Origin of the sequence: Nocardia sp. NPDC049737 (assembly GCF_040674755.1) — a bacterium.
Lineage (GTDB): Bacteria > Actinomycetota > Actinomycetes > Mycobacteriales > Mycobacteriaceae > Nocardia.
Genome location: NZ_JBFANH010000006.1, coordinates 1 through 12005, shown reverse-complemented (window position 1 = coordinate 12005; position 12005 = coordinate 1). Strand labels below are relative to the sequence as shown.

Sequence of the window (12005 nt, the reverse complement as noted above, 5' to 3'; positions counted from 1 at the left end):
CAGTTCTGGAACTGGATGGCAACCGGTTCGGCCGGTTTCCCGCCGCTGTAATAACCGAGCTGAACGTCTGGTGCGACGGCCCCCGGTCACGGCCCCTCGATGGGATGCCGAGGCCGGGGGCCTTCCTTCGTCCAGTGAGATATTTCCACCAGATGGTGAACCGATTCCCTTCGGGGACAGGGCAGGTCGACGTATCTTCTTTGGCATGAGCAGCGCCACCCGACCGACACCGTTGTGGTTCGAACTCTGGATGGGCGCGATCACCACCGTCATCGCGCTACTTTGCGCCGCGCTGTGCTGGGAATTGGCTGCTCAGGGCAGCTTTCCGGCCAAAGTTCTGCTGTGGGTGGGACTTTCGGTTGTCGGTCTGGTCGCGATCATCTTCGCCATCCTCGGCCTGATCCGCTATCACGCCGTCCTCGTGAGCCTGACCGCGCCGCTGCTGATCGTCGCCCTCGCCGCGCTGGTGTGGTACGAAGTCCCCGAAACCACCGGTTGGCGCCTGTCCCGCCCCATCCTCGAGGATCAGGCCGCCGCCTGCGCCAACCCGGGCCATCGCACCCGTCTGGGCGTCTACACCGTCACCTATATCACCCGCCGCGACGGCGCCTGCCTGTTCTACGTCAGTGGCGGAGCCACCAATTCCGAAGGCTTCGCCTATTTCCCGGACAGCGCCCCGAGCACCGGTTCCGCCGGACAAGGCGGGATCGGCTACGAACCCTTCCACGGCTCCTGGTACCGGTTCACCGAAAACACCTGACGGATATCGGCCGAGGTGCCACTCAGTGCCCGACACCAACCAGTGTCCGGATGATCATGAAGATGGCGGTCACACCGAAACAGCCCAGTCCGACCACCCATACTGTGAACATCTGCCGCATCGGTATCAGGTTGTTCAGCCAGCCGACGTCGAGCTCGACGTTCTGCTGTCGCGTCTCGAAGACGGTGCCGTGTGCACCCCAGCTGCCCGCGCCGATCTGCTGCTGTTCGAACTGCTCCAGCCACAACGCGTCCTTGCGCTCGGCAAGGCGATGGCTCGCCATCAGCATGATCGAAATGATCGACACGATCAGTGCGAGTAGCGACGAGGCTATTCGAGCGATGGAATCGTTGGCGGCTGCCATCGAGATGCTGAACAAGAATGCCTGGGCAGTCAGACTGACGGTGGGAACCTGCCAGAGCAGGTTCTCGTATTGCAGACGTCGATCCGCCACGGTCTGGTAGACCATCTCCAGATCGGCCGAACGGCGAGGAACTGGCTCCTCCACAAGGGGTACTGTCGCACAGTCGCGCAGACCTGGTGGGTGTTTGTCACGTTCGGGATGGGGAGCGAACCAGGATGAGGACACTGACCACGAGCACCCACGCCGGGAAAGCCAGCGTCATCCATCTGCTCGTTTCGCTGGCCACCAGGAGTGCCACGGCCGCCAGATAACTGAGACCGGCGAGCCAGCGGGGCATCAGCCCGGTCTTCAGCCAAATCGTCGCGAGCGAGATCATGAACACGGCCGCCATCCGCAGTGCGTAGGTCTGGCACGCCGAAACCACGATCATCTTGCCGAAGTCGACCACTTCGGCGCGGGCGGCCGGGTCGGTGACGTCGGTGTCGCTCGACACCAGACCGGCCGCGACGGCTGTGCCGACGAACATCATCGCCAGGAACAGCAGTCCGCTGCCGAGGAATATCGATAGGAAGAACCGGTCCTCGTAGCGCCCGAATCCGTCACGGACGACGCCGATGAACCATAAGAAGCTGATTCCGGCGAAGGGCATGAGCACCGTCGCTATTCGGATCGCGCTCCGCTGGCTGTTCAGCCAATGAGTCGAGCCTTCGATGCCGTCCGGCATGTCGATACGGATCAAGATCAGCGTGGTACCGAACAACACCGCGAAGACCACTCCGGCCAGCGCGGCGGCTCGCGGTGTCGATAACCGGCGCGGGGTCGGCTCCGACTCGGTGTGTTCCGGCGATGTCGACATGAAGTGATTCTGTCAAATCCGAGCGTCAGCGGTGGGAATTCCAATCAAGTTCAATTTTCTACGATGTCACCCGGCGCTTTCACCGAAACTACATGGGTGATTACTGCTGTCTCGATTACCGGGCAATCCGGGGTTTCGGGGTAATGCGCCGAAGGCATAGCATGAGCAAAGTCCAGCTTTACTGTCGCGGAAGGTGGGTGAAGGTATGTCGATAACCGAGCGTGACTGGAGTAAACCGGCGGCGATGGCCATCCCGGCGGAGGGCTATTTCGAGCTGGAACGGGGAAGATACGGTCCGATCTATCCCCGGACGCCTTCGTGTTATGGGTTCTCGATCATCGCCAAGGTGAAACCCGGTCGGGAAGAAGCTATTCGCGCGCACGGCAAGGAGCTCGAGGCCGCGGTAGCCGCTGATCCAGAGGTGCTGGCACCGCTGCGACTGCACTATCTACGGTGGCTGTTGTTCGATGTCGGATCGGGTCTGTATTTCCAATATCAAGGCATCTTCGATACCGATTTCGACAAATACACCGAGGATGCCGTTACTCTGTTCTCGCAGACCGGCATAACAACGGTTTTCACGAATCTCGAAGGATTCCCCGAGGATTGGAAGGAAAATCCGGCGTCGTTCGTGAAATATGTTCGCGAGCATCAATTCCCGAGCTTCCTCGAATACGGTGAGTACCCCTACGTCACCGGCATCGAGATCAAAAAGGCGCTGCGACTGAAGGCGGCGTTCTCCGAAATGCTCGATCAGATGCAGTAAGTACCTTGACCCATGCTAGAACTCGACGATATTCAGCACATCCTGCTGACCCGGACCCCGGCGATGACCGGCCGCTATGAGTTCCTGTCCTTCGACGATCCCGCGGGGGCTCGGGCTTGGTTGACGCCGCTGATAGACCGCGTGCAATCGGCGGCAGATGCGCGCGCCACGATGGACAGTTCCGACCGCTGGGTCACGCTGGCCTTCACCTGGCACGGGATGCGGGCGCTCGGCGTGCCGGAGGAAGTGCTCGCTACCTTCCCGGACGAGTTCCGCGAAGGCATGGCCGCACGCGCGGACATCCTGGGCGACACGGGCGCTGCTCATCCCGACAACTGGGTAGGCGGGCTGGCAGGTGAGGACCTGCACGCGATCGCGATCCTGTTCGCTCGCACCGACGCCGAGCACCAGCGCTGCACTACCGAACATGACAAGCTGGTGGCCCGCTGCCCCGGTGTGCGCGTGTTGTCGTTCCTGGATCTGAACGCGACGCCGCCCTTCGATTACGCCCATGACCATTTCGGGTTCCGAGATCGTTTGTCCCAGCCGGTGATCGACGGATCCGGTGAAGCGCCGACCCCCGGGTCGGGGGCAGCGCTGCAACCCGGGGAATTCATCCTGGGCTATCCGGACGAGGAAGGGCCACCGCGAGCGCTGCCGCGGCCGGAGGTGTTGTTCCGCAACGGCAGCTATATGGCCTACCGGCGGCTGCAAGAACATGTCGGCGCGTTTCGGAACTATCTGCGGGAGCATGCGGACACCCCGGACGGGCAGGAGTTGCTGGCCGCGAAGATCATGGGCCGCTGGCGTAGCGGTGCGCCCCTGGTGCTGACCCCGGACCGGGATGATCCGGCGCTGGGTGCGGATCCCATGCGCAACAATGACTTCAATTACAAGGAGATGGATCCGCACGGCTACGCGGTACCACTGGGCGCGCATGCACGGCGCCTCAATCCTCGCGACACCGCAGCAAATATGAACCGCCGCAGGATGATTCGCCGCGGCGCCACCTACGGGCCCGCGCTACCCGAGGATGCCCCCGACGACGGGGTGGACCGCGGGATCGCCGCGTTCATCATCTGCGTCAGCCTGGTACGCCAGTTCGAGTTCGCTCAAAACGTCTGGATCAACGACAAGACATTCCACGAACTCGGCAATGAACACGACCCCATCTGCGGTACCCAGGACGGCACCTTCGACTTCACGATCCCCAAGCGGCCCATTCGCAAGGTGCACCCGGGCCTGCCTGCATTCACCACGCTCACCGGCGGCGCGTACTTCTTCCTTCCGAGCATCAGCGCTCTGCGATACCTGGCCACGCTCGACAGCCGAGAGGTGACACCATGAGCAGCAGCACCTTGTCGTCGGCACGCACCTACAACCAGACCCACATTCCGCGCAACCACGACGGGCGGCGGCGGATGACCATCTATTGGACGTGGAGCTATCCATGGGAGGCTCAACGCGATCCCGCCGCGATGTACAACCGCTTCTCGACGATGACCGAGGTCCGCAACGTGCTGTGGCCGAGCTACGAGACCCCGGAATACGACGCCGCGCACTTCCTACAGGGCATCGCAGGCACGTTGGAACTGTTTCATCGCTCGACGCTGGCGTTTCAGCAATTGGCCGGCGAGGCCACCGGTCACCCCGTCGCGGTGTTCCAGCGTATCGACCAGGCGGGCTACCCCTTGCCGATCGACGAGCGGATCCTGGCCGACACCGACACCCTGCTGGTGTTCGGGCTCGATCACGTGCTCTCCGAGCAGCAAGCCACACCGGAGGAGTGCGATGCGATCCGCGACTGGCTACAACGCGAAGGCACCTGTCTGCTGCTGGCACCGCACCACGACGTCGGGTGCACCGACGACTATGCGCAGCGACAAATGGAATTCGAGCATCACGGCGACCCGTTGGTGCCGCGGCAGCAACGATTCGGCCAGTACACACGCTCGCTCATGCGGGCCCTCGATGTGCCCGTGCACAACAAATGGGGCCTGCGACCCGCGGTGGTCGACGGCACCGATGAGATCGCACCCTTGACCGGGTTCCGCGATCTGGACGCGCCCCGGTTACTGGACAACGTCACGACATTCAACTTCCACCCCCATCTACCGCACTACGAGCTCACCGCGCCGGAAACCGATACACTTCGTGTCCTGGGCCGCCAGCGTGTCGATCCCAAGCGGCCCCATCCCTTCACCGCCGCCGGCAACACGGAATTCAATGCGCTGATCTGGATGCCACCCGCAGGCAGGCGAGCCGGCGATATCGTGCTCATCGATTCCACCAACTTCACCACGCTATTCGGCGGCACCGACAGCCTGCGAAACCTCTGGCACAACCTCGCCACTATGAAGTAAGCGCCCACCGCGACGGAGTTGGTTCAGGGTTTGGGCTGAATCCAGAGGGCTTCGGCGACGGCGCAGAGATCGCCCGAGGTCGTTGCGAGGGCTATGCCGACAGTGTATTTGCGGCCCTGATGACTGACGGGCCAGGCGTAGGAGATGTAGGGGGAGTCGGGGTAGATGGGCTGAAGTTGGGTGGCGGTGAGGGCCGCGGTCACACCGCCGAAGCCCATGCCTTGTTTGCGCATGGCGGTCCAGCCACCGGGGCAGTCGAGGGCGGACCAGACGACTTCCGGTGGGAGTCGGCCGGATTCGTCGGCCAACTCGGGATCGGGAGTCCACGCGGCGAGGACGAGGTCGTGATCCGCTGTGTCCCATGTGAGCAGGCGCAGGCCGCGGCCGGGTGCACATGCGGCGCCGCAGCCATAGCAATCGGTGACACGGCGCGACACCATGGCCGCGTCGGTGACGGATTTCGCCTCGGCCCAACTCGGTGCGCTCGGCGGATCGATGGTGAGCACCGCCGGAGTCGATTCGGCGAGTAACGCACCGTCTGTGTCGGTGAGCGCATATCCACCTGATCTAGTGGGGCGCAATGACATCGGGGTCTCGAGCGGCACCCGTGCGCGGAAGTCGACACGTATCTCGGTGGCCTCGCACGGCCCGGCCACCAGACCCGCGACGTATCCGCCGAACGCGACGTCGGGATATCCGTGAACGTGTTCGGGGACGGTGACTGTCTCGGTCCGGATCACGTGTCGCTCGAGCCTTTCTGTGCCGTCGATCTGGATCGACCTTACCTCCGCAGCTGCCGACAGGCGCACACCGTCTACGACCGGCCGGACCCCTCCGAAAACCGAGGCACTCTGGCAAAAAGCTCTGAGTTGACACCGTGTGTTCGACCCGCATCCGGTGAGCGGGCGCGGGTCGGCTAATGCGGGGCCTGACCACCGAGTTGGGTGAGCAGCACGCTGATCACACCGGCCTCCTGGCTCTGACTCTGGAACATCGAGCGGGCGGTTTCCTTGACAGGTCCGGAGGCCAGTAGTTCGTCGGCGGCACGAGCCATCACCAGTCCGCCCTGGTGATGACGGAACATCAGTTGCAGAAAGAGGATTTCGGCGTCGTGACCGCGCGCTGCGGCCAGCGCGTCGAGTTCGGCGGTAGTCGCCATGCCCGGCATCGCATCGCTATTCGCCTGGCTCGCACTCGGATGATGTTGCGTGGCAGCGGCATCGGTGTGCATCCACGCCATTGGATGCGACGACAGTGGCGACGCATCGGCCAACCGCAGCCACCCCAGCATGGTCCCGATCTCGATGCGCTGCGCGTCCGAAAGCTGTTGCGCCAACCGCAGCACGGTCGGGTCCACGCCACGATCCAAGCGCTGCACCATGATCAGCGCTTGCTGATGATGTGCCGTCATATCCTGCGCGTAGCCGATCTCGACCGCATTGAGAACCGGTGCGGCCGTGTGCTCTTCGGGCAGCAAGAGTGGACGCAGCGCCGCCCCGAGCACCACCAGGACGAATGCGACAGAGGCGAGCGCGCCGACTCGGAACCAACGGGACACGGCTACGACCCGACGGTCGATTGCTGATTCTCGGGCGCCGTGTACACATCGTTCTCCAGTTGCAGCACCATGAATCCGTTATCGGAGCAGGCGACATACAACTGGTTGCCGCGCCACTCCGGCGGCGATAAGCACCAATCGGTGGAGACGTCGCCGAAGGCGAGCTTGCCGGTGCGCGGGGTGAGCGCGTCCAACGGATCGAATTGCCCCTCCAACACCGCGCGTGCGGCCGGTGGTGTGCTCATCAACGGCACGCCGATGATCGAGGCGAGGGCGTGCGGTGAGTTCCACAGGCTCAGGTTCTGGCCGGTCCGTGCGGGCGGATTGAAGTAGGCGATCTCACGGATATTGTGCGGATCACGGACGTCGAAAACCCGGATGCCGGAGGAGATCCAGCCGCATGCGAGTGCGGTCGGATTGTCCGGGCGGTCGGCGGCACAGTAGTGCGATTCGTAGGCGAAGACCGAACCGCCCATCGAACTACCGATATTGCTGTCGATGTTCTGCAACAGGTTGATCTCCAGCTTTACCTTCCCGGCGACCTTCGGTGCGGTGTCGTTGGAGATATCGATGAGTTTCACACCGCCCGAACCGCCTTCGTCGACGGTGTAGAGGTAGGGCTTGCCGTCGTAGGTCACTGGGATGCTGTGCTGGGTGGCCCAGCCGTCGGTCCAGAAGGTGCGGCCGATATGGGTGACCTGCGGGTCGGGGTCGCGGCGCTGAACGGAGCTGATATCGAGGACGGTGAATCCGCCCAGCGCGGATAGGTACATGCGGTTGCCGTCCGGACTGATGCCGAATCCGTGCGCCTCGATCCCGGTCAACCCCTGCCAGATGACGTGCGGATTGGTCGGATCGGTGAGATCGACCGCGCTGACGAAACCGGGCGCGACGCCCGAGGCCCAGTAGGTGCGGCCGTCGGGAGACCAGCCGCCCTCATGCGTGGTGATCGGCAGCGGCATCGCGAGATTCGTGCCTGGTCCCGGATTGAGCAGCTTCGGATACGCACAATCGGAGATGTCGTAGACAGATAGGTAGCCGACGCCTTCGCCGAGCGGCACACCTGTCCCGACGAGCAGTTTGCGTTCGGTATTGACCTTGAGGCTCTCCCAGGTGCCGGCGAGCATCGCGGGTTCGGTCAGGGTGACCGTTGGGCGCGGGTGTGCCGGATCGGAGACGTCGAGTACCTGGACGCCGCGGCCCTCGCTGATCAAGTCGCCGGGGAAGAACGAACCCATATACGCGCAATGGTCGAAGCTGGTGGAGGTGATGCCCGCGCCGCGCCCGGCGTAATTGCCGACCATCGACATATTGCAGGAGTAGCCCTGGGTGCTGCGCCGACTATCGCGGTCGGCGGCCGGAACATCGCCCTGCAGCCCGGTTTCCGGCATCGCCCCCGGTCCGCAGTCCGCCCGGGGCACCGACGTCCGACCGACATCGAGGAACTCCTGAACCGCGGTGGCGATATCGTCTTGCAGATCGGCCGATGCGCTGCTCGGCAACATCATCGCGGCCACGATCGTGGTGGCGAACAAGGCCAAGGGCCGCGCGCGGCGCAGTGTCAGCTTCGGGTGCATCGTTGCATCCCAACTTCCTCATCATGGGCACAGGCCGCGCCGACTCAGACGGAGCATTAACTGACTGAATGGTATTAACAGGCGCTAACTTAAAGGTGGGTTTTGGCGAAAATGCCAGGTAATCAGCCTGGTTCGGCGCCACGCTAGCTGGCGGTGAGTGGCTCGGTGTCGTATCTCAGTAGCGATGTGCAGACGTCGAGCAGGGACTGTCTGAGTCCCGACGACCGCTCGGCCAATTCCGATTGCGCCCGGACGTATTCGGCACGCCCCGCCGGTGTTTCGATGCGGACCGGCTCGTAGCCGTAGTCGGTGAGGTCGTACGGGCTGGCGCACATATCGAGTTCGCGTGCGGCGCAGGCGAATTCGAAGTAGTCGAGCAATAGGTCGGAGGAGAGGAGCGGGGTCAGTTTGAAACCCCATTTGTAGAGGTCCATATTGGCGTGCAGGCAGCCGGGCTGTTCGCGGGCGACCTGGTCGGCGCGCGTCAATGGCTCCGCGTTGCGGCCGACGGCGTCCGGGGTGAAGAAGCGGAATGCGTCGAAGTGTGTGCAGCGCAAAGACATAGATTCGACGACCGCGTCGGTGCCGGTGCCGCCCAGTCGCAGCGGCACCTGTTGGTGGCGGACCTCGTCGGTTTTGTACACCATTGCCCACTCGTGCAGGCCGAAGCAGGACAGCTGTGCTGGCCGGGATGCGGTGGCGTGCAGCAGTTTTGCGATGAATTCGATGGTGCCGCGACGCCGCTGGATGAATGCGGGGTCGGCAGTATAGACAGCCGCGCCGTGCTGGTGATACCCGCGAGCCCCGTCGTACTCCCGCGCGCCTGTCAAAGCGATACCGAATCCCGGGTGCCAGCGCCGCAATTGGGCAGGCTTATGTCCGTAATACGTGAACAGAAAATCGATCACCGGATGTGACGAGCCCGCCGCGCGCCGTTCCAGATACGGTCCGACGAGCTCGTCCAGCCGAGCCCGGTGCGCGGCGGCACTGGCCCGCCACTCGGACTCGGCCAGCACGATCATTCGATCACCCGGTGCGTCCCGTCGCGCACGGTGCCGACGAACTCTTCCACCAGATCCTCCAGCGCCACAATGCCCACCGTATTGCCGCGGGTATCCACGACACGGCCGAGATGTGAGTTCGTGCGCCGCAAGCGGGCCAGCGCCTCGTACAGGGGAGTACCGGCGCTCACCGTCGGCAGTGGGCGAATATCGGTGCGCGGGATGGGCGTATTCGGTCCCGCGCTTTCGTCGGCGACCTTGTCGAGCACATCCTTCACATGCAGATACCCGACCAGCGAACCGTCGCTCGCGCGCACCGGATACCGGGAGAAACCGGTTTCGGCGACCGCGGTTTCGATATCACCGAGCGTGGTGCCATTGCCGCGCAGCGGAACCGAGCGGGCCGTCGCCAACTGCACCATCACATCGCCGACCACCCGATCGGAGGTACCGAGCGCCTGGGTGAGGCGGCGGTGCTCCTCTTCGTCGAGCAGTCCCTCCGAACGCGATTCACCGATCATCTCGGCGAGCTCCACACTGGAGACCGTCGCCTGCAGCTCGTCCTTCGGCTCGATCCGCAACATGCGCAGCGACAGATTCGCGGCCAGGTTGTAGAGGGCGATGAGCGGACGCGCCAACCGCAACCACATCAGATGCACCGGAACCAGCAGCAGCGCACTGCGTTCCGGTCCGGCCAGCGCGATATTCTTCGGAATCATCTCGCCGAACAGAATGTGCAGGATCACCACGATCGCCAGCGCGATGGCGAAGGCCACCGGATGCAGCAGCTGTTCGGGCAGGCCGACCAGCTCGAACGGCCCCTCCAATAGATGCGCCACCGCGGGTTCGCCGACCCGGCCGAGCAGGATCGAGCAGATGGTGATGCCGAGTTGCGCGGCGGCCAGCATCATGGACAGGTTCTCGCCGGCCCGGATCACCGTGTGCGCCTTGCGCTTTCCCTGAGCGGCGAGCGCCTCGAGCCGGTCCCGACGGGCCGAGATGAGCGCGAATTCGGCGGCGACGAAGAAAGCATTGCAGGCCAGCAGTACCACCGTGAACAGGACGCCGAGGAGATCAGCCATGGCTGTTCTCCTTCAGTGCGGCGGCCGCGACCGGGACCAGCCGGATCCGATCGATGCGCCGCCCGTCCATCCGTTCGACCTTTGCGATCCAGCCGCCGTCATCGTCGTTCGAATAGCGGTGCGTGGACCGTGGATTCGGCAGCACCACCTCATCGCCCATGACCGGAATGCGGCCGAGTCGGGTGAGCACCAGACCGCCGAGGGTTTCGTATTCGCCCTCGGGCGCGTCGTAGCCGGTGGCGCGGGAGACCTCGTCGATGCGTAGCAGCCCCGAGCAGTCCCAGCCGTCGGCGACCCGGCGGACATCGCGTTCTTCCTCATCGTGCTCATCGCGGACATCGCCGAGGATTTCCTCGATGAGATCCTCCATGGTCACGATGCCCGCGGTGCCGCCGTATTCGTCCACCACCAGCGCGACCTGCATGCCGTCGGCGCGTACCCGTTCGAGCACCTCGTCGCCGTCGAGGCTGGCGGGCACGATCGGCACCGGCCGGGCGAGCAGATGCAGCGGGATGGTGTTGCGGACATTCGCCGGATGGGTGAACGCCTGTTTGACGTGCACCACGCCGAGGGTGTTGTCCAGATCGCCGTCGATTATCGGGAAGCGCGAGTAACCGGTGCGGCTGGCGGCCGCGATCAGATCGGCGATGGTGTCGGACTTGTCCAGGGATTCGATCTTGACCCGCGGTGTCATCAGCTCCTCGGCGCTGCGCTCACCGAATTGCAGTGAGCGGTCGACCAGCTGCGCGGTGCGGTGATCCAGCGCGCCGCGCAGCGCGGAAGTACGCACCAGCGAGCCGAGTTCCTGCGGGGAGCGCGCCGAACGCAACTCCTCGGCCGGTTCCACACCCAGCCGGCGGACCACCCAGTTGGCGGTGCCGTTGAGGAAGTGAATCATCCACTTGAACACCACCGAGAAGGCGATCATCGGGCCGGCGGTCACCCGCGCGGTGCGCAGCGGCTTCGATATCGCGATGTTCTTCGGGACCAGCTCGCCGTAGATCATCGACAGCGAGGTGGCGAGCAGCAGCGCCAAGGTGAGCGAGATGCCCTGCGACGCACCTTCGCTCAGACCGAGCGCGGTGAACAGCGGCGATAACAGTCGGGCCAGCACGGGTTCGGCGATATAACCCGTGATCAGCGTGGTGATGGTGATACCGAGCTGGGCCCCGGAGAGCTGGAACGACAACGTGGTGTGCGCCTGCCGGACCATGCGCGAGCGGGCATCCCCGACCGTGCGCGCATGCGACTCGACGGTGCTGCGTTCCAATGCGGTGAGTGAGAATTCGGCGGCAACGAACAATGCGGTGCCGGCGGTGAGGGCGATGAACCCGATCAGGCTGAGCACGGTGAGCACGACGGACATCGTCAGCACCACCTGCGAAACATACGATGAGCTGAATCGGATCGGGCGGCTGTGGGACGGAGAGCGCCGGGTTTGTCACCCGGCTCGGTAGAGGAGCCCTCCTGTGCGGCGCCCTCGGACGCGGGTGACAACTTGTTCCTCTCGGCAAATGGGTTCGTGAAGCCGGAAACCGGCAACCCCTATGCTACCGGCTCTGTCTAATGGCAGCGCCTTCGGCGCTGCGGGTTCGCGGCCCCCTGGTGTCTCGCGTCCGAGCCGTCGAGACTCGCGACTTCGTCGCATGCGCTTCGACGGGGGGGGCCCGCGACGGGC

12 protein-coding genes are annotated in these 12005 nt (G+C 64.1%); 4 read left to right on the top strand and 8 right to left on the bottom strand.

Annotated elements, in window-relative coordinates; all coding sequences use genetic code 11:
* Window positions 1–205 precede the first annotated feature (205 nt).
* The gene (locus AB0J47_RS10410; RefSeq protein WP_364343169.1) at window positions 206–760 is read left to right on the top strand and encodes a hypothetical protein; all 555 of its coding nucleotides are present in this window, start codon (window positions 206–208) and stop codon (window positions 758–760) included.
* Window positions 761–782: 22 nt separating this feature from the next.
* On the opposite strand, the gene AB0J47_RS10405 is transcribed toward AB0J47_RS10410, so the two are convergent.
* Together AB0J47_RS10405 and AB0J47_RS10400 are read right to left on the bottom strand one after the other, a co-directional pair.
* Complete coding sequence (locus AB0J47_RS10405; RefSeq protein ID WP_364343166.1) at window positions 783–1268, bottom strand: hypothetical protein; 486 nt, start codon at window positions 1266–1268, stop codon at window positions 783–785.
* 43 nt (window positions 1269–1311) lie between these two features.
* Window positions 1312–1980: a hypothetical protein gene (locus AB0J47_RS10400; RefSeq protein ID WP_364343163.1), complete on the bottom strand. Its 669-nt coding sequence runs from the start codon at window positions 1978–1980 to the stop codon at window positions 1312–1314.
* A gap of 205 nt (window positions 1981–2185) precedes the next feature.
* On the opposite strand from AB0J47_RS10400, the gene AB0J47_RS10395 reads away from it, so the two are divergent.
* From AB0J47_RS10395 to AB0J47_RS10385, 3 genes are read left to right on the top strand one after another with little or no spacing between them, the layout of a single operon-like run.
* On the top strand, window positions 2186–2746 hold the full coding sequence (locus AB0J47_RS10395; protein ID WP_364343160.1) for a hypothetical protein: 561 nt from the start codon (window positions 2186–2188) through the stop codon (window positions 2744–2746).
* A gap of 12 nt (window positions 2747–2758) precedes the next feature.
* Window positions 2759–4093 carry a peroxidase gene (locus tag AB0J47_RS10390; protein ID WP_364343157.1) on the top strand — a complete coding sequence of 445 codons (1335 nt, stop codon included), beginning with the start codon at window positions 2759–2761 and terminating at the stop codon, window positions 4091–4093.
* Window positions 4090–5109 carry a hypothetical protein gene (locus AB0J47_RS10385; RefSeq protein ID WP_364343154.1) on the top strand — a complete coding sequence of 340 codons (1020 nt, stop codon included), beginning with the start codon at window positions 4090–4092 and terminating at the stop codon, window positions 5107–5109. The genes AB0J47_RS10390 and AB0J47_RS10385 overlap by 4 nt, the downstream gene beginning before the upstream one ends.
* Window positions 5110–5132: 23 nt before the next feature.
* Here the strand turns inward: AB0J47_RS10385 and AB0J47_RS10380 are convergent, their stop codons facing one another.
* From AB0J47_RS10380 to AB0J47_RS10355, 6 genes are all read right to left on the bottom strand, one after another.
* Window positions 5133–5849: a hotdog fold domain-containing protein gene (locus tag AB0J47_RS10380; protein ID WP_364343151.1), complete on the bottom strand. Its 717-nt coding sequence runs from the start codon at window positions 5847–5849 to the stop codon at window positions 5133–5135.
* A gap of 176 nt (window positions 5850–6025) precedes the next feature.
* On the bottom strand, window positions 6026–6667 hold the full coding sequence (locus AB0J47_RS10375; RefSeq protein WP_364343148.1) for a DUF305 domain-containing protein: 642 nt from the start codon (window positions 6665–6667) through the stop codon (window positions 6026–6028).
* 2 nt (window positions 6668–6669) lie between these two features.
* On the bottom strand, window positions 6670–8172 hold the full coding sequence (locus AB0J47_RS10370) for a hypothetical protein (protein WP_364343840.1): 1503 nt from the start codon (window positions 8170–8172) through the stop codon (window positions 6670–6672).
* Window positions 8173–8387: 215 nt separating this feature from the next.
* Window positions 8388–9266 carry a 3-methyladenine DNA glycosylase gene (locus AB0J47_RS10365; protein WP_364343145.1) on the bottom strand — a complete coding sequence of 293 codons (879 nt, stop codon included), beginning with the start codon at window positions 9264–9266 and terminating at the stop codon, window positions 8388–8390.
* Window positions 9263–10327, bottom strand: a complete 1065-nt coding sequence (locus AB0J47_RS10360; RefSeq protein WP_364343142.1) for a hemolysin family protein — start codon at window positions 10325–10327, stop codon at window positions 9263–9265. The genes AB0J47_RS10365 and AB0J47_RS10360 overlap by 4 nt, the downstream gene beginning before the upstream one ends.
* A complete protein-coding gene (locus AB0J47_RS10355) occupies window positions 10320–11693 on the bottom strand; it encodes a hemolysin family protein (protein ID WP_364343837.1) in 1374 nt (457 codons plus the stop codon). Before AB0J47_RS10355 ends, AB0J47_RS10360 begins: the two co-directional genes overlap by 8 nt.
* Between the last annotated feature and the right edge of the window lie 312 nt (window positions 11694–12005).

Excerpts from the sequence above, each read along its gene's own strand:
- AB0J47_RS10410 (WP_364343169.1), top strand. The coding sequence starts at position 206 with ATGAGCAGCGCCACCCGACCGACACCGTTGTGGTTCGAACTCTGGATG.
- AB0J47_RS10400 (WP_364343163.1), bottom strand. The coding sequence starts at position 1,980 with ATGTCGACATCGCCGGAACACACCGAGTCGGAGCCGACCCCGCGCCGG.
- AB0J47_RS10395 (WP_364343160.1), top strand. The coding sequence starts at position 2,186 with ATGTCGATAACCGAGCGTGACTGGAGTAAACCGGCGGCGATGGCCATC.
- AB0J47_RS10390 (WP_364343157.1), top strand. The coding sequence starts at position 2,759 with ATGCTAGAACTCGACGATATTCAGCACATCCTGCTGACCCGGACCCCG.
- AB0J47_RS10385 (WP_364343154.1), top strand. The coding sequence starts at position 4,090 with ATGAGCAGCAGCACCTTGTCGTCGGCACGCACCTACAACCAGACCCAC.
- AB0J47_RS10370 (WP_364343840.1), bottom strand. The coding sequence starts at position 8,172 with ATGTTGCCGAGCAGCGCATCGGCCGATCTGCAAGACGATATCGCCACC.
- AB0J47_RS10365 (WP_364343145.1), bottom strand. The coding sequence starts at position 9,266 with ATGATCGTGCTGGCCGAGTCCGAGTGGCGGGCCAGTGCCGCCGCGCAC.
- AB0J47_RS10360 (WP_364343142.1), bottom strand. The coding sequence starts at position 10,327 with ATGGCTGATCTCCTCGGCGTCCTGTTCACGGTGGTACTGCTGGCCTGC.
- AB0J47_RS10355 (WP_364343837.1), bottom strand. The coding sequence starts at position 11,693 with ATGTCCGTCGTGCTCACCGTGCTCAGCCTGATCGGGTTCATCGCCCTC.